The organism is Streptomyces sp. NBC_00091 (genome assembly GCF_026343185.1).
Lineage (GTDB): Bacteria > Actinomycetota > Actinomycetes > Streptomycetales > Streptomycetaceae > Streptomyces.
Genome location: NZ_JAPEMA010000003.1, coordinates 352,097 through 368,609, shown reverse-complemented (window position 1 = coordinate 368,609; position 16,513 = coordinate 352,097). Strand labels below are relative to the sequence as shown.

Annotated in this window: 12 protein-coding genes and 1 pseudogene; 11 read left to right on the top strand and 2 right to left on the bottom strand. The window is 73.1% G+C overall.

Translation table 11 applies throughout. The features are described 5' to 3' along the window. The first annotated feature begins 16 nt into the window (after positions 1 to 16). From OOK34_RS32595 to OOK34_RS32585, 3 genes are all read left to right on the top strand, one after another. Positions 17 to 1,324 (top strand): activator-dependent family glycosyltransferase, encoded by a 1,308-nt coding sequence (locus OOK34_RS32595; RefSeq protein WP_267037754.1) that lies wholly within the window; start codon positions 17 to 19, stop codon positions 1,322 to 1,324. Next, positions 1,321 to 2,046, top strand: coding sequence for a trans-aconitate 2-methyltransferase (locus OOK34_RS32590; RefSeq protein WP_267037753.1), 726 nt, complete (start codon positions 1,321 to 1,323; stop codon positions 2,044 to 2,046). Before OOK34_RS32595 ends, OOK34_RS32590 begins: the two co-directional genes overlap by 4 nt. 617 nt (positions 2,047 to 2,663) lie before the next feature. Next, entirely contained in the window at positions 2,664 to 4,631 is a 1,968-nt protein-coding gene (locus OOK34_RS32585; protein ID WP_267037752.1) for a helix-turn-helix domain-containing protein, read from the top strand. 412 nt (positions 4,632 to 5,043) lie between these two features. Here OOK34_RS32585 and OOK34_RS32580 read toward each other — a convergent pair. Next, positions 5,044 to 5,787: pseudogene (locus OOK34_RS32580) on the bottom strand (transposase); the annotation flags it as partial. A 552-nt stretch (positions 5,788 to 6,339) separates the two neighbouring features. On the opposite strand from OOK34_RS32580, the gene OOK34_RS32575 reads away from it, so the two are divergent. From OOK34_RS32575 to OOK34_RS32555, 5 genes are all read left to right on the top strand, one after another. After that, positions 6,340 to 8,760 carry a beta-glucosidase gene (locus OOK34_RS32575; protein WP_267037751.1) on the top strand — a complete coding sequence of 807 codons (2,421 nt, stop codon included), beginning with the start codon at positions 6,340 to 6,342 and terminating at the stop codon, positions 8,758 to 8,760. Between the two features lie 35 nt (positions 8,761 to 8,795). After that, positions 8,796 to 10,226, top strand: a complete 1,431-nt coding sequence (hflX, locus tag OOK34_RS32570; RefSeq protein ID WP_267037750.1) for a GTPase HflX — start codon at positions 8,796 to 8,798, stop codon at positions 10,224 to 10,226. Between the two features lie 152 nt (positions 10,227 to 10,378). Then, the gene (locus tag OOK34_RS32565) at positions 10,379 to 10,561 is read left to right on the top strand and encodes a DUF5302 domain-containing protein (RefSeq protein ID WP_267037749.1); all 183 of its coding nucleotides are present in this window, start codon (positions 10,379 to 10,381) and stop codon (positions 10,559 to 10,561) included. Between the two features lie 497 nt (positions 10,562 to 11,058). After that, a complete protein-coding gene (locus OOK34_RS32560; RefSeq protein ID WP_267037748.1) occupies positions 11,059 to 11,730 on the top strand; it encodes a DUF4097 family beta strand repeat-containing protein in 672 nt (223 codons plus the stop codon). Positions 11,731 to 11,853: 123 nt separating this feature from the next. Continuing rightward, positions 11,854 to 14,130 carry a DPP IV N-terminal domain-containing protein gene (locus tag OOK34_RS32555; protein ID WP_267037747.1) on the top strand — a complete coding sequence of 759 codons (2,277 nt, stop codon included), beginning with the start codon at positions 11,854 to 11,856 and terminating at the stop codon, positions 14,128 to 14,130. Positions 14,131 to 14,205: 75 nt separating this feature from the next. Here OOK34_RS32555 and OOK34_RS32550 read toward each other — a convergent pair whose 3' ends face one another. Further along, entirely contained in the window at positions 14,206 to 14,739 is a 534-nt protein-coding gene (locus OOK34_RS32550; RefSeq protein ID WP_267037746.1) for a flavoprotein, read from the bottom strand. Positions 14,740 to 14,855: 116 nt separating this feature from the next. Between OOK34_RS32550 and OOK34_RS32545 the strand changes: the two genes are divergently transcribed. The 3 genes from OOK34_RS32545 (at position 14,856) to OOK34_RS32535 (ending at position 16,478) form a co-directional block, all read left to right on the top strand. Beyond that, complete coding sequence (locus OOK34_RS32545; RefSeq protein WP_267037745.1) at positions 14,856 to 16,031, top strand: helix-turn-helix domain-containing protein; 1,176 nt, start codon at positions 14,856 to 14,858, stop codon at positions 16,029 to 16,031. 83 nt (positions 16,032 to 16,114) lie between these two features. After that, a complete protein-coding gene (locus OOK34_RS32540) occupies positions 16,115 to 16,279 on the top strand; it encodes a hypothetical protein (RefSeq protein ID WP_267037744.1) in 165 nt (54 codons plus the stop codon). Next, positions 16,272 to 16,478 (top strand): hypothetical protein, encoded by a 207-nt coding sequence (locus OOK34_RS32535; RefSeq protein WP_267037743.1) that lies wholly within the window; start codon positions 16,272 to 16,274, stop codon positions 16,476 to 16,478. Before OOK34_RS32540 ends, OOK34_RS32535 begins: the two co-directional genes overlap by 8 nt. The last annotated feature ends 35 nt before the right edge of the window (positions 16,479 to 16,513 follow it).

The window sequence follows — 16,513 nt, the reverse complement described above, 5'->3', positions numbered from 1 at the left end:
AGGGGGAGCGGATGCCATGCGCGTCCTGATCACGTGCTTCGCGCACAACACCCACTACTACAACCTGGTGCCCCTGGCCTGGGCGCTGCGCGCCGCCGGACACGAGGTCCGGGTGGCCAGCCAGCCCGCCCTCACCGAGGTGATCAACGGGTCGGGGCTGACCGCCGTACCCGTCGGCGACCTCGACTCCATCGTGGAGCTGATGACGCAGATCGGCGGCGACCCCACCCCCTACCAGCAGGGCCTCGACTTCGCGCAGACCCGCACCGGGCCGCTCGGCTGGGAGCACGCCCTCGGGCAGCAGACCATGATGACGGCCATGTCCTTCGCCCCGCTCAACGGCGACACGACGATCGACGACATGGTCGCGCTGGCCCGCGCCTGGCAGCCCGACCTGGTCCTGTGGGAGCCCTTCACCTACGCCGGCCCGATCGCCGCGCACGTCGTCGGCGCGGCCCACGCCCGCGTGCTGTGGGGCCCCGACGTGGTCCTGAACGCCCGGCGCCAGTTCCTCGAACTGAGCGCCGCCCAGCCCGAGGAGCGCCGCGAGGACCCGATGGCCGAGTGGCTCACCTGGACCCTCGAACGCTTCGGCGTCACCCCCGACGCCGCCGCGATCGAGGAGATCACCGGCGGGGTGTGGACCGTCGACCCGGCCCCCGAGGCCTTGCGCATACCGGTGCCCGGCGAGGTCCTGCCGATGCGCTTCGTCCCGTACAACGGGCCCTCGGTGATCCCCGACTGGCTGCTCGCCCCGCCCACCCGGCCCCGGGTGTGCGTCACCCTCGGCGTCTCGGCGCGCGAGACCTACGGCCGGGACTCCGTCCCCTTCGAGGAGCTGCTGCACGCCCTCGGCGACGTCGACGCCGAGATCGTCGCCACCCTCGACGCGAGCCAGCTGAAGGACCGCGACGGCCTCCCCGACAACATCCGGGCCGTGGACTTCGTCCCGATGGACGCGCTGCTGCCGACCTGCGCGGCCATCGTCCACCACGGCGGCGCCGGCACCGGCTACACCGCCACCCTGCACGGCGTACCGCAGATCGTGGTGGGCTCCCTGTGGGACGCCCCCCTGAAGGCCGAACTCCACGCCGAAGCGGGCGCGGGCATCGACCTGCCGCCCGCCAAGCTGGACGCCGCCACCCTGCGCGAGGCCGTCGTACGGGCCCTGACGGACCCCTCGCTCGCCGCCGGCGCCCGCCGGCTGCGCGAGGAGGCCCTGGCCGCGCCCTCACCCGCCGAGCTCGTACCCACCCTGGAGCGGCTGGCCGGCCAGTACCGCCGCCGCACCTCCCCCCACCCCGGCCAAGGAGACCCCTCGTGACCACCGGCTACGCGGGCGGCATCGCCCGCCTCTACGACCTCGTCCACCAGGGCAAGGGCAAGGACTACGCCCGTGAGGCCGCCGACCTCGCGGGCCTGATCACCTCCCGGGTGCCCGGCGCCTGCAGCGTCCTCGACGTGGCCTGCGGCACCGGACTCCACCTGGAGCACCTGACCGGCCTGTTCGAGTCCGCCGAGGGCGTGGAGATCTCCCCGGACATGCGCGAGCTGGCGCTGCGCCGCAACCCGGGGGTGCCCGTGCACCTCGGCGACATGCGCGACTTCGCCCTCGGCACCACGCACTCCGCCGTCACCTGCATGTTCAGCTCCATCGGCCACATGCGCGACCAGGACGAACTCGACGCCGCCCTCGCCCGCTTCGCGGCGCACCTGGACCCCGCGGGCGGGGTCGTCGTGGTCGAGCCCTGGTGGTTCCCGCAGACCTTCACCCCCGGGTTCGTCGGCTCGTCCATCGTGGAGGCGGAGGGCAAGACCATCTCCCGCGTCTCGCACTCGCGGCTGGAGGGCGACGCCACCCGCATCGACGTCCACTACCTGATCGCCGAGCCGGGCCAGGACATCACCCACCTCGCGGAGACCCACCTGATCACGCTCTTCGAGCGGGCCGCGTACGAGCGGGCCTTCGTACGGGCCGGGCTCGAGGTCGAGTTCCTGGAGGGCGGTCCGTCCGGCCGCGGCCTGTTCCTCGGCGTACGGGCCTGAGCCCTCGACGTACGGGCCTGAGCCCTCGACGTACGGGGCTGAGCCCTGGGCGTACGGCCCGATCCCGGGGCGTACGGCCTGAGCCCTTGGCGTACGGCCTGAGCCGTTGGCGCACGGCCCGAGCCCGGGGCGTACGGGCCCGGCGCGCCGGGGCGTTACGGCCCCGAGTGCGGGCGTACGGGCCGGGTGCCGGGGCTGGAAGTCCGCCTGCGGTGTGAGCCAGAACCGCTCGCGGACCGCCGGACGCCGGCCGCCCGCGCGGCCGCCCCGGGCGGCCGGCGGGGCCCCGCGCACGGGCCGCCGTACTGCCCCCGTACCGCCCTGAGCAGCGGCGGAGCGGTGGCCGGGGCGCGCCTGCGGGCGAACCCTCCAGCGTAGGGGGGTGTCTTGTGGGCCAGGCCGGGCTGGCCCACAGGACACCCCCTTAGCCCCCGCCCGGGAAACCGGACAGGTGCCACGGGCACACCGCGGGCCCTGCCGAGGGCCGCCGGCGGTGGCCGGGCCACCTCCTCCCCGACCGCCCGCATCCCCCGAGAGCCGGTTGACGCTCGTTCGCGCCGGAAGCTACCTTCCCGGCCACCGAACGATCCGGCCGCATCATCTGTTGGGGGACAGCTGTGACAGGGGAGGACCCGCACACCGACGACGACGTCCTGCGCGTCCTCGAACTCCTCGCGAGCGAGGCACCCGCCCGCGCCTACGACCAGCTCCTGGCGCGCGCCCGCGCCTCGTCCGCCTCGTCCGCCTCCGCGCGGCCCGAGCGCCTGGAACGCGCCCGGGGCCTCGCCCTCGAGGTCAGCGCCCTCTTCGAGCGGCGCAGCCGGCGCGAGTCCGAACTCGCCGCCCTGGTCGACGCCGCCCGCGACCTGACCCGGCCGGGCAGCCTCGACGCGACCCTGCGCCTGATCACCCGCCGGGCCCGGCTCATGACGAACATGGACCTCGCCTGCACGGTCCTGCTCGACGAGGACGGCGGCGGGGCCACCGTCACCACCGCCGACGGCGCGGTCAGCGCCCTCACCGTCGGCTACCGCATCCCCGCCGGAGCGGTGCCCGCCGTCACCCCCGGCGAGGCCCCCACCCCCTTCTGGACCGCCGACCACCTCGCCGACGACCGCACCACCCACGCCTCGGCCCTCGACGAGATCCTGCACGCCGAGGCCCTGCAGGCCGTGCTCGGCGTACCGCTGTGCGCCGAGGACCGGCACATCGGGTACCTGTACGCCGCCGCGCGCGGCATCCACCACTTCACGCCCGACGAGGTCGCCCTCATGCGTTCCCTCGCCGACCTCGCCGCCACCGCCATCCAGACCGCCCGGCTGCTGGAGGGCGTCCACACCGCCAACGCCGAACTGGCCCGGGCCGGCTCGCGCGTGCGCGCCTCGCTCAGCGACGCCCTGCGCGCGGGCAGCGTCCAGGACGACCTCGTCCAGCTCGTCCTCGACGGCATCGGCCTCGACGCGCTCCTCGCCCGCGCCGCGGCCGAACTCGGCGGCGGCCTCGCCGTACGGGGACCGGCCGGCGAACGCCTCGGCGAACACGGCCGGGTGCCCGCCGCCGACCCCGCCGAACTGGCCCGCGTACGCCTCAACGCGGCGGCCACCGGCGTCGCCTGCCCGCTGTCCGACGGCACCTGGGTGGTCCCGCTGACCGTCCGGTCGGAGGACGCCGGCTGCCTGCTCTTCCACCCCGGCGAGGGCGGCGCCGGCTCCCACGCCGACTCCCCTGTCGTCCCCGGCGAGCGGCTCCTGCTGTCCTACGCCCGCACGGTCTCCCTGCTGCTGGTCATGCAGCGCTCCACCTTCGTGGAGGGCCAGGTCCGCGACGACCTGCTGGCCGACCTCACCACCTGGGAGTCACCGCCCGAGCGGCTAGTGGAGCGGGCCCGCCGGTTCGCCGCCGAACTGCACCGCCCGCACGTCGTGGTCGTCGCCGACGCCGGGACCGGGGCCGCCGGGCTGGTCGACAGCTGGGCCGCCGCCTACGTACGCCGCCACCGCGGCATGAAGACCGCGCAGGGCGAGCGGCTGGTGCTGCTGCTGCCCGGGGAGGACCCGGGGGCGGCCGCCGCGCGGGTGCGCGCCGAACTCTCCGCCACCACCGGCGCCCCGGTCACCGCGGGCGCCGGCGGACCCGCCCGGGGCGCCGAAACCGTCCACCACGCCTACCGGCAGGCCGTCCGCTGCCTGGAGGCCCTCACCGCGCTCGGCGGCACCGGCCGGTCCGCCGCCGCCGGCGAACTCGGCTTCCTCGGCATGCTGCTCGCCGAGGACCACGACGTCGCCGGGTTCGTCGAACGCACCCTGGGCCCGCTCCTGGAACACGACGCGGAACGTTTCGGCAACCTCGTGGAGACCCTCCAGGGCTGGTTCAGCGCCGCCGGCAGCCCCACCCGCGCCGCCGAGATCCTCTACGTCCACCCCAACACGGTCTCGCGCCGCCTGGAACGCATCACCCAGCTGCTAGGCCGTGACTGGCAACACCCCGACCAGGCACTGGAACTTCAGCTCGCCCTGCGGCTGCAACGGGCCCGAACCGCCCTCGACCCCGCACCCTCCGGCCCCCCGTCAGCGGGAACGACGTGACCGAGGCCCCGCCGCCCCGGTGGGCGCCCGCCTCCAGCAGCCGTGAGGCGTGCGCCAGCGACACGAGCGTCGCGTGCCGGTGCCAGCCGTGGTAGGAACGCCCCTCGAAGTCCAGGGCGCCCACCGGCAGGCTCGTGTCGCGGAAGTCGGCGTCGGCCCGCCCGATCAGCTGCCCCAGCCCCAGCAGCGTGCCCCGGCCCGCCCCGGGCAGGCTGGTCAGCCACAGCTCGGACACCTCCCGGGAGGACGGCGACCACACCCCGACCAGCGTCAGCGGCCGCTCCGCCGGCGGACCACCGGGCAGCCGCACCGGCAGCAGCGCCACCAGCGAGGTCTGCGCCCGCCCCGGCCAGGCCGGGTCCGACCACTGCACCGGCCGCCGCTGCGAACGGGCCAGCTCCGCCAGCCCGCCCGCCGACCCCGCCACGGCCCGGCTGCGCCCCGCCGACAGGTTCGGCGCGAGCAGCCCCGTACCGGCTCCCACCCGCATCATGAACGGCAGCCCGGCCGCCGAGAACGCCTCCACCAGCGGCAGTACGGCCTCCTCCCGGGCGTCCATCACCACCGGCAGCGCCGACCCGCTCCACCCGGCCGCCTCCACGACCATCTCCACCGCCAGGGCCTCCCCGGCGCCCGCGTCCACCGAGTCCTCCGGTATCGCGGCCCGCCGGCGCAGCTCCGTGTCGTCCAGCCAGTCCCCGCTCAGCGACAGCCGCCAGTTCACCGGCGCCGCCGCCGCACCCGAGGCCAGCCACAGCCCGTACCCGTGCTGGCTGTTGACGACCTGCCCCAGCTGCGGCACGAACCGCCGCCCCACACCCACCGAATGACGGCCCGTCTTCGGGATCACCAGCGGCCGCACCACCCAGGCCCGCGGCGCCAGCAGCCGCTCCAGAGCCGCCGTCAGCTCCGCGCGCAGCGGCGACCAGTCCCAGGTGGAGCAGCTGATGAAGTGGTGCAGGCTCTGCTCCGCGGCCCGTTCGTCGGTGCTCGCGGCGAGATTGCGCATCGTCTTGCGGCCCGGAGCGTGCAGCAGCCCGTGCACGTACAGCTCGCCCTTGTGGCGCTGGTCCCGGCGGCGCAGCGACCCCAGGACCGAGGCGCGCAGCGCCCGTACCTCCGCGGACGGGACACGGGACAGGCTTTCGGCTTCCATCGCCGGGTGAATGGCCCTCATGACGCTCCTCGGGGTCGGCACCCCGAAACAGCCAGGCCGGGGCAGGTCGGTCGATCCCCTCCACCGTCCCCGCCGGCCGCCCCCGCGCCCAGGTCGGCCGGAAACACACTTCCCGCCCCGCCACCGGGCCCGCACCCGCCCGCCGCGCCCCGCCGGCCGCCCCCGTCCCGGGTGGTGGCCGGGCCACCACCGGAAGCCGCCCGCACCCCGCCGCCCGCCCGCTGCGGGCCGCCCGTACCGGCCCGCCGCCCCGGGCGGAGCCCCCACGACCCCGCTCCCGCACGGCCTGTGGCCGCCGGAGCGGGCGACCGCGAAGAGTGTGGCCGGGCGACCTCGTCCCCGGCCCCGATCTCCGGAAGCGTGGACGTACGCATACCCGGCGCCCGAACCGGGGCGCCGCACGCCCGAAACCAGGAGACCCCCATGCCGTCCCGCAGGTCAGGGGAGCGAAACCCCCGCCTCCGCAGCACATTCCGGATACGCGGGCGGTGGCGCCCCGGCCGCGCCCCACGACTGCTCGCCCTCTCGGCGGTGCTCTTCTGCACGAGCGGCCTGCTCACCGCGGCCCCCGCCGGCGCCACCGAGGCCGCCGCGGAAGGCACCCCGCGCGTCCGCGCCCTCGTCGCGAAGATGACCCTCGACGAGAAGCTGTCCTTCGTCCACTGGACGGCCGGCCCCACCGGGGGACCCCTCGCCCGGGGCGTCGGCTACCTGCCCGGCGTACCCCGCCTGGGCATACCCGCCCTCCAGGCCTCCGACGGGCCGGTCGGAGTCCGCCTCAACGGCGCCCGCTCCACCGCCCTGCCCACCCCCTCGGCGCTCGCCGCCACCTTCGACGACTCCCTCGCCACCGCCTACGGCAAGGTCCTGGGCCACGAGGGCCGGGCGCTGGGCCAGGACGTCGTACTCGGCCCCATGGTCAACACCATCCGGGTGCCCCACGGCGGCCGCAACTTCGAGACCTTCAGCGAAGACCCCCTGGTCACCTCCCGCACCGCGGCCGCCCAGATCAAGGGCACCCAGAGCCAGGGCCTGATGGCCACGGTCAAGCACTTCGCGGGCAACAACCAGGAGACCGACCGCTTCACCATCGACGCCGCCATCGACGAGCAGACCCTCCAGGAAGTCGAACTCCCCGCCTTCCGCAGCGCCGTCGAAGCCGGCGCCGCCTCCGTCATGTGCGCCTACAACGGCGTCAACGGCACCCCCTCCTGCAGCAACGACCAGCTGCTCCAGAAGGTCCTGCGCGAACAGTGGGGCTTCAAGGGCTGGGTGATGTCCGACTGGCTCGCCACCCACGCCACCACCGACATCACCAAGGGCCTCGACCAGGAACTCGGCCTGGAGATGGGCAAGCCCACCGACCCGGTCCCCGACTCCAAGCACTTCGGCGCCTCCCTGCGCACCGCGATCGCGAACGGCACCGTCCCCCAGAGCACCCTCGACCGCTCCGTGACCCGCATCGTCGGCCAGATGGAACGCTTCGGCCTGCTCGATGCCACACCGCCCAAGCGACCCGTACGCGACGCCCAGGCGGGCCGTGACACCGCCCGCGGGATCGCCGAGAACGGCGCCGTCCTGCTGCGCAACACCGCCGTCGCCGGCCGCCCGGCACTGCCGCTGGCCGGACCGGCCGGCGCCGACCTCGCCGTCATCGGCGACAGCGCCCTGCGCCCCAAGGTCTCCGGCCTGGGCAGCGCCCACGTGGTGCCCGACGCCGCGAAGGCACCGCTGGACGCCCTGCGCGAACGCGCCGGAGCCGGCGCCAGCGTCCGCTACGAGCCGGGCGTCGACCGGCTCGGCGCCCCGCTGCCCGCCGAGACCCTCAGCCCCGCCTTCACCAACGGCAAGCAGCTCGACCCCGGCGGCGACCGCACCTTCTACGAGGGCACCCTGACCGTCCCCGCCGACGGCGACTACCGCATCGGCGTACGCGTCGACGGGGGCCTCGCCATCCTCCAGATCGACGGCCAGAGCCCCGTCTACGCGGCCGACTCCTTCAGCGAGACCACCAGCGTCGTCCTCAGCCTCACCAAGGGCACCCACAAGGTGTCCATGAACGGCTGGGCCTGGCCCGACCGCCCGCTCTCCGTCGACCTCACCTGGGTCACCCCCCAGCAGGCCGCGCAGAACATCGAGCGGGCCGTCGCCGCCGCGCGCGCCGCGAAGACCGCCGTCGTCTTCGTCCAGGACGAGGGATCCGAGGGCTACGACCGCCCCTCGCTGTCCCTGCCCGACGGCCAGGACGCCCTGGTCTCCGCCGTCGCCCGCGCCAACCCGAACACCGTCGTCGTCCTCAACACCGGCTCCTCCGTGCTGATGCCCTGGCTGAACGACACCGCCGCCGTACTCGACATGTGGTACCCCGGCCAGGAAGGCGCCCAGGCCACCGCGGCCCTCCTCTACGGGGACGCCAACCCCAGCGGCAAGCTCACCCAGACCTTCCCCGCCTCCGAGAACGGCCACCCCGTCGCCGGGAACCCCAAGCGGTACCCGGGAGTCGACGGCAAGCAGGAGTACAGCGAGGGCGTCCACACCGGCTACCGCTGGTACGAACAGCAGGGCGTCACCCCGCTGTTCCCCTTCGGCCACGGCCTCTCCTACACCGCCTTCGACTACCGCGACCTCGCCGTGGAGCGCACCGCCACCGGCGCCGTCGTCCGCGTGACGGTCCGCAACAGCGGCGCCGTCGCAGGCAAGGAGGCCGTCCAGGTCTACCTCGGCCCCAGCCCCCTCGTCACCGCGCCGCAGGCAGTCAAGAAGCTCGCCGGCTACACCAAGACCGCCCTCGAGCCCGGCGAGGAGAAGCGCGTCACCATCCCCGTCGACGCCCGCCAGCTCCAGTACTGGGACACCGGACGCCACGCCTGGACCAGCGCCGGCGGCGCCCGCGCCGTCAGCGTCGGCTCCTCCTCGGCGGACATCCGCCTCACCGGCCGCCTCGCCCAGTGACCAACCCTCCACCCACCCCTTCTGAGAGGAAGCGCATGACCGCCACAGAGCAGCCCACGACAGCGACCACGACCGCGACCACCGCCACCGCCCGCCCGATCGGCGCGGCCGAGGCCATCGACGCCCGGGAGGACACGGGGCTGCGCCACGTCGCGTCCCTGTCCACCGAACTGCGCGACGTCGTCGAGGTCGAACAGCGCCAGGTCCGCCTGGAGCGCGTGGTGCTGGTCGGAGTCTGGACCTCCGGCTCGGTCGCGGAGGCCGAGAGCTCCCTCGCCGAGCTCGCCGCGCTCGCCGAGACCGCGGGCGCCCTGGTCCTCGACGGAGTGATCCAGCGCCGGGACAAGCCGGACCCGGCCACCTACATCGGCTCCGGCAAGGCGAAGGAGCTGCGCGACATCGTCATCGAGACGGGCGCCGACACGGTCGTCTGCGACGGCGAACTGAGCCCCTCGCAGCTCGTCCGCCTGGAGGAGTTCGTCCAGGTCAAGGTCGTCGACCGGACCGCCCTGATCCTCGACATCTTCGCCCAGCGCGCCACCTCCCGCGAGGGCAAGGCCCAGGTCGCGCTCGCGCAGATGCAGTACATGCTGCCCCGGCTGCGCGGCTGGGGCGCCTCCCTGTCCCGGCAGATGGGCGGCGGCGGATCCGGCGGTGGCGGCATGGCCACCCGCGGCCCCGGCGAGACCAAGATCGAGACGGACCGGCGCCGGCTGCGCGACAAGATGGCCAAGATGCGCCGCGACATCGACGACATGAAGACCGCCCGCGACCTCAAGCGCCAGGAACGCCGCCGCAACAAGGTCCCGTCGGTGGCCATCGCCGGCTACACCAACGCCGGGAAGTCCTCCCTGCTCAACCGCCTCACCGGGGCCGACGTACACGTCCAGAACGCCCTGTTCGCGACGCTCGACCCGACCGTGCGCCGCGCCGAGACCCCGGGCGGCCGCGCCTACACGCTGGCCGACACCGTGGGCTTCGTACGCCACCTGCCGCACCAGCTCGTCGACGCCTTCCGCTCCACCCTGGAGGAGGTCGCCGAGGCCGACCTGATCCTGCACGTGGTCGACGGCTCCCACCCCGACCCGGAGGCGCAGATCGAGGCCGTGCGCGCGGTCGTCGGCGATGTCGGCGGCGCGGGCGTGCCCGAGGTCATCGTCGTCAACAAGGCCGACAACGCCTCCGCCGAGGCCCTCGAGCGCCTCCTGGCCGCTGAGCCGGGCGCCCTCGCGGTCTCCGCCCGCACGGGCGAGGGCATCGCCGAGCTGCTGGCCCGCATCGAGGCCGAACTCCCGCACCCGGAGACCGAGATCGAGGTGCTCATCCCCTACGGCGAGGGCCACCTCGTCGCCCGGGTCCACTCGGACGGCGAGATCCTCTCCGAGACCCACGGCGAGACCGGCACCCTCCTGAAGGCCAAGGTCGACGCAGCCCTCGCCGCGGAACTCGCCGACTACGCCGCCTGATTCCCCCCGGCCCGGCCGACACTCCCTCCCGAGTGCCGGCCGGGCCTTCCGCTTCTCCGCCTGAATTTCGCCATTAACGGGAAAGAGGGTCGCCACACAGCCGCTCGGATGTCACAATAAAACGGCTCCAGAAAAAACCCAGGAGGTAACTCATGACTGATACGCCGGAAAACCACGCCGCCGAGTCCGATGGCAAGCGCAAGTTCCGTGAGGCTCTGGAGCGCAAGGCCCGCACCGCCCGCTCCCAGCAGGCCAACCACGAGGGACGGCTGAAGCTCAAGGGCTACAGCGGCCCCAACGGCCAGAACCGCAGCTTCCGCCGCAAGGCCGGCTGAGCCGCTCTCGCCACTCGGTCCAGGCTGCCGCGATCCGATCGCCCCCATCGGATCGCGGCAGCCTTTTTTGCATTCCCGCCGAAGGCTCCGCTTGAATTCCGCCGGATTATCACTTGAGTGTGCGTGGAATGCGGCCCGGTGGCCCTCACGTTATTCGGTCTCGATTTCCCGTCCGGCCGCCTCGCGCCCCGGAAATAAACAGGTCAATCGGTTTTCGGGAAGTGCTCCGCGCGGTGCTCGCCGGAGGTGTCGGCCCGTCAGGAACCGGGGTCTGGCGCGCCTGACGGGGCGCATAGCGTTCACTCGCAACCCAACGCAACGCAAAGGGCGGCTGTCGTTGCGTTAGAAACAGAACCTACTGCAACGATAAATGGCCTCCCACCTGTATTGATGATGCTTCCGCGCAACGAACTTGTTGCGGCACCCGGGAACGCAACGTAGCTTTTCCATCGTCAGAAACAAGCGCAGCGAAGCGAAACGAAGCGAAGGAAAGCATCATGCAGAAGTTCGACACCACCGCCCCGGTCTCCGCCGTCCTCGACATCCCCGCGGGCCGCGTCCGGTTCATCGCCGCCGACCGGGCCGACACCACGGTCGAGGTCCTGCCGGCGGACGCCTCGAAGGGCCGCGACGTGAAGGCCGCGGAGCAGACCACGGTCGACTACCGCGACGGCGTCCTGCGGATCGAGGCTCCGGAGGCGAAGAACCAGATCCTCGGCAAGTTCGGTGCCGTCGAGGTGACCGTCCAACTGCCCACCGGCTCCCGCGTCGAGGCGAAGGCCGCCAGCGCCGAGTTCCAGGGCATCGGCCGCCTCGGCGACGTCGCCCTCGAGGCCGCCCACGGCACGGTCAAGCTCGACGAGGCCGCGAGCGCCCGCCTCACCCTCCAGGCCGGCGACGTCCAGATCGGCCGCCTGGCCGGCCCGGCGGAGATCACCACCCAGAAGGGCGACCTCCACATCACCGAGGCGGTGGCCGGCACGGTCGTCCTGCGCACCGAGCACGGCGGGATCTCGATCGGCGCCGCCCGCGGTGTCTCGGCCACCCTCGACGCCGGCACCTCCTACGGCCGCATCCACAACGCCCTCGGCAACACCGAAGGTCCCGCCGCCGCCCTGAACATCCACGCCACCACCTCCTACGGCGACATCACCGCCCGCAGCATCTGATCTGACACACGACCGGTCTGGCCAGCGCTTTTGCCCGAGCCCTCACCTACCGTCAGCACCTCTGCCGTGACGGCGCCGCCGTGGCGTCACCACCAAGACCAACACCGAGGACGTACAAGGAAAATGAGCACCACTCAGCGCTACCAGGCCGCGGAAGAACTCCTCCGCCGCCCCGCCCGCCCGGGCGAGCTCGTCGTCGGCGACAAGGTCAGGCCGCAGTGGATCGACGGCGGCGCCCGCTTCTGGTACGCGGTGAGCACCGGCCTCGGCAGGCGGTTCATGATGGTCGACCCGGCGGCGGGCACCCGCGAGCCGGCCTTCGACCACGCCCGGCTCGCCGCCGCGCTGGCCGAAGCCTCCGGGCAGCAGGTCGACCCCGAGGCCCTGCCGTTCATGGCCATCGAACCGGCCCAGAACGCCGTGGAGTTCTTCGCGCTCGGCGAGTACTGGCGCTGCCACCTGGACGGCTACACCTGCGAGCGGGCCGAGTTCACCCCGCCGGGCAGCCCGCTGGACGTGCCCGCACCCGACGGGAAGACCGCCGTGTCCCGGCGCGGGCACGACCTGTGGGCGCGCTCGCTGTCCGACGGCCGCGAGTGGGCGCTGACCACCGACGGCGCGCCCGGCCACCACTACGGCTCCGGCCCGGAAAGCACGGGCAACGGCACCCTGCTGCGCAAGATAGGCCTGCCGTACCTGCCGCCCGCGGTGGCCTGGTCGCCCGACTCGACGAAGGTCCTGGCGCACCGCACCGATGAGCGCCACGTCCGGCAGACCCACCTCGTGGAGGCCCGGCCCGCCGACGGCAGCGCGCCCCTCCTGCACACCCAGCGCTACGCCTACGCCGGCGACGAGCACCTGCCGCAGGCCGAGCTGGTCGTACTGGACGTCGCCGCGGGCACCGCGGTCCGCGCACAGGCCGAGCCGCTGCTCATGCCGACGCTGTCGCCGGTCACCGCCAAGGGGGCGTGGTGGGCTCCGGACGGCTCGGCGGTCTACTACCTCGGCCAGCCCCGCGACAAGCGCACCCTCACCCTGCACCGGCTGGACCCGGCCACCGGCGAGGTCACCACCGTCCTCAGCGAGACCGGCACCACCCGCGTGGAGCCCAACCAGTACCTGTACGAGCCGCCGATCATCCAGATCCTGGCCGACGAGGTGCTGTGGTACTCGCAGCGCGACGGCTGGGGCCACCTGTACCGCTACGACCTGCACACCGGCGCGCTCCTCGGGCAGGTCACCTCCGGGCAGTGGGCCGTACGGCAGATCCTGCGGGTCGACGAGGCCGCGCGGACGGTGTACTTCACCGCCTCCGGACTGGTCGACGAGGACCCGTACCGCCGCACGGTGTGCCGTACCGACCTCGACGGCTCGGGCTTCACCAGGCTCACCGACGACGACCTCGACCACACCGTCACCATGCCCGCCGACCAGGCCTACTTCATCGACTCCGCGTCCACCGTCGACACCCCGCCCGTGACGCGCGTCCGTGACTGGGACGGACGGGTGCTGGTCGAGCTGGAGCGCGCCGACATCAGCAAGCTCACCGCCACCGGCTGGACGGCGCCGGAACGGTTCTGCGTCAAGGCGGCCGACGGCGAGACCGACATCTACGGAGTGCTGTACCGGCCCAGCGGCTTCGACCCCGCCGAGCGCTACCCGGTGGTGGACAACGTCTACCCCGGCCCGCAGGTCAACCGGGTCGCCCCCTGCTTCGACCCCGGCGGCATGGGCCTCGACGCCGAACCCCTCGCGGCGCTGGGCTTCGTGGTGATCGCCCTGGACGGGCGGGGAACCCCCGGGCGCAGCAAGGCGTTCCACGACGCCTCCTACGGCCGTCTGGCCGACGCGGGCTGCCTGGCCGACCACGTCGCCGCGCTGCGGCAGCTGGCCGCGACCCGGCCGTGGATGGACCTGGACCGGGTGGGCGTGTTCGGCCACTCCGGAGGCGGGTACGCCGCGGCGCGGGCGATCCTGGACTTCCCCGAGGTGTACAAGGCCTCGGTCGCCCTCTCCGGCTCCCACGACGCCCGCCACTTCAACCCGGGCTTCGTGGAGACCTACGACGGCGCGGACAACCCCGAGGCCTGGGCCCGTACCTCCAACGTGGACCTCGCCGACCGTCTGGCCGGCAAGCTGCTCCTGATCCACGGCGAGATGGACGACCAGGTCCACCCCGACCACACCCTGCGGCTCGCCGACCGGCTCATCGCCGCCAACAAGGACGTCGAGCTGCTCATCGTGCCCGGGGCCGAGCACACGCTCCTCGACTGCCTGGCCTACGTCCGCGGCCGCTCCTGGGACTTCCTGGTCCGCGAGCTGATGGGCACACAGCCCCCCGCCTACCGCCCCGCCCCCATCCCCATCGGCCCCGAACTGCTCGCCGACCTCTTCGCCTGACCGCACCCACGCGGACGAGGAAACCCGACGCGGCCGTGGCCGCTCTCACCGAGAGCGGCCACGGCGGACGGTCGCCTACCGGCCGAGGCTGTCGACCGCGTCGAGCGCCAGCGCCCACGGGTACGGCCGCTTCTCTCCCGGCGGATTCGGTTCGAAGCCGTCCGGCCCGTACAGCACCCGGACACCGGACGCGCGGAGAGTCTCGAGCGAGAGCGGAAGTTGGGGGTGCTGGGCGTATGCCGCGTTCACGCACGGCATGACCGCCATCGGGATCTGCTTGCCGATGCCCTCGGCAACAAACCCGACGACCCACGTATCGGTGATCCCCAACGCCCACCGGTTGATCGTGTTCGTCGTCGCGGGTGCGACGAGCACCACGTCCGCCGTTGGCCACACGTCCGGGTGACCGGGCCGCTTGTACCGCGTGCGCACTGGATGCCCGGTCAGGGCCGCCAGTCCGGGAAGGCTGTCCTCCAGCCAGTCGGCGGCCGTGGGTGTCAGGCCGAGGCACACGTCCCAGCCGCGGCGCTGTGCTTCCTCCACCACCCCAGCGATCTCGAAGACGGGCGGTGCGGCCGAGCAGAGCAGGTAGAGGGTCCTCGTCGTCATGGCTCCCGAGCCTATGCAATCGCCCTCAGCCCGCTGGGAGTCGGGGACGAAGGCACACCCAGCGCGCACCGCACGCGGGTACCGTCCTTGATGACGAGTCTTGGAGGGTGACCAGAATGCCTCTACCCGACGACGACCACACCGGTTCCCGGATCCGGGAGCAGCGACGCCTCCGCAGGCTGACGCAGCGCCAGTTGGCCGACCGGATTCCGTACAGCCTCAGCCTCTTGAATCAGGTCGAGTGCGGCGCACGCCCAGCGACTCCCGGCTTCGTGGCGGCGGTGGCACAGGCTTTCGGGGTGGACACGTCCAAGCTGACAGGACCGCTTGCGGTGGCATCCCTGCCCACTGACCGGCTGGTCGCGCTGGTCGCCCCGATCCGCGAGGCCGTCGACTGCTACGACCTCGGGCCGAACCCCGATCTCACCGAGGTCCGGACGTCGACAGAGCTGGTTGCAGAGGCGGACCATCTGTGTCGGCAGGTGCGGGCCACCCATCTGAGTGCGGCAGCGAAGGCATTGCCATCCCTGATCGTGGAGCTGACGCACTCCGTGTGGACGGCCCCGTCCACCCCGCTGTGGCGGGCTCTGGCCTCGACTTACCGGACCGCCCACGACGTGGCACTGAAGCTTGACCATCCGGACCTCGCCCGTGTCGCCTTGGACCGGATGGGCTGGGCCGCGGCCAGGGCGTCGGATCCGTGCATCGAGGCGGTCCAGCGGTACAAGCGGGCGATCCTCTGGCGCTGCGCGACGAGTCTCCCGCTGATCACGTCGGGTCACACCCTGCTGTCCGGGGAGACGAGCCGCGAGGCCCTCGCCGTGGCCGGGCAGCTCCACCTCGGCGCGGCCACGGTGGCCGCCAAGAACGAGGACCGCACGGCGGTGGAGACGCACATCGCTGCCGCCCGTCAGCTTGCCGACCGGGTCGGCGGCGAGGCAGGTGAAGTGCACTGGCTCAGCTTCGGGCAGGTCAACGTGGAGTTGCACGAGCTCGGCGCGTCCATCACCTTGCGCTCGTTCGACGAGGCTCTCGGTCAGGCTCGCGCACTGACGCTGCCGGATTCGATGCTGACGTCGCGGCGCGCCCGGTACCTCGTGGACCGGGCGCTCGTGGAGATGGAGGCAGGCTCCCCAAAGACGTCGCTGAGGTACCTGGCGCAGGCCAGAAAGGTGGCCCCGGAGCAGACGCGGCATCTGCCGGGTACCCGGACCACGATCCGCGGCCTGGTACACCTGTCGCGTCGGGCACCCGACAGCCTCGGCGGGATGGCCCGCTGGATCGGGCTGTAGCACTCACAAATCTGTGAGCAATCCTGCGCTGCCGGGCCGTCAGGCTGGTGCCTCCACCCGCTGACGACGGTAGGGAGCACCCCGTGACGAGCCCCACCCCCCGTGGCGTACTGAGTCTCGACGTCCCGGACAGCCCGGGCGTCGGCCTCGCCGCGCTGCTCGAGCCCAGCGCAGACCTGCTTGACCGGGCGCGCGTCGGCTGGGAGCACTTCCTCCTCAGCGCCTCTTCGGAGGTGGCGGATGAGTGAGCAGTACGAGTACGTGCCGCACCGGCTTCTGCGCAAGCGGGTCCGCGACATCGCGTCCGGCACCGAGGGCGAGCTGATGGCCGTGATCAACGAGAACGTCTCCGGTACCGCCATCGAGCACTGGACGGAACTGGCCTACATCCGGGGCGCGTCCGGCCGCGAGTTCACCACCGTCGTCAGCAACGTCGAGCCGGCCTGATGGCCGAGCTCAGCCCATCACGGCCACTGGCCAAG

What these genes read in the sequence shown, in the direction of transcription:
- OOK34_RS32535 (WP_267037743.1), top strand. Translation starts at nt 16,272, where the DNA reads ATGAGTGAGCAGTACGAGTACGTGCCGCACCGGCTTCTGCGCAAGCGG.
- OOK34_RS32555 (WP_267037747.1), top strand. Translation starts at nt 11,854, where the DNA reads ATGAGCACCACTCAGCGCTACCAGGCCGCGGAAGAACTCCTCCGCCGC.
- OOK34_RS32545 (WP_267037745.1), top strand. Translation starts at nt 14,856, where the DNA reads ATGCCTCTACCCGACGACGACCACACCGGTTCCCGGATCCGGGAGCAG.
- OOK34_RS32595 (WP_267037754.1), top strand. Translation starts at nt 17, where the DNA reads ATGCGCGTCCTGATCACGTGCTTCGCGCACAACACCCACTACTACAAC.
- OOK34_RS32560 (WP_267037748.1), top strand. Translation starts at nt 11,059, where the DNA reads ATGCAGAAGTTCGACACCACCGCCCCGGTCTCCGCCGTCCTCGACATC.
- hflX (WP_267037750.1), top strand. Translation starts at nt 8,796, where the DNA reads ATGACCGCCACAGAGCAGCCCACGACAGCGACCACGACCGCGACCACC.
- OOK34_RS32565 (WP_267037749.1), top strand. Translation starts at nt 10,379, where the DNA reads ATGACTGATACGCCGGAAAACCACGCCGCCGAGTCCGATGGCAAGCGC.
- OOK34_RS32550 (WP_267037746.1), bottom strand. Translation starts at nt 14,739, where the DNA reads ATGACGACGAGGACCCTCTACCTGCTCTGCTCGGCCGCACCGCCCGTC.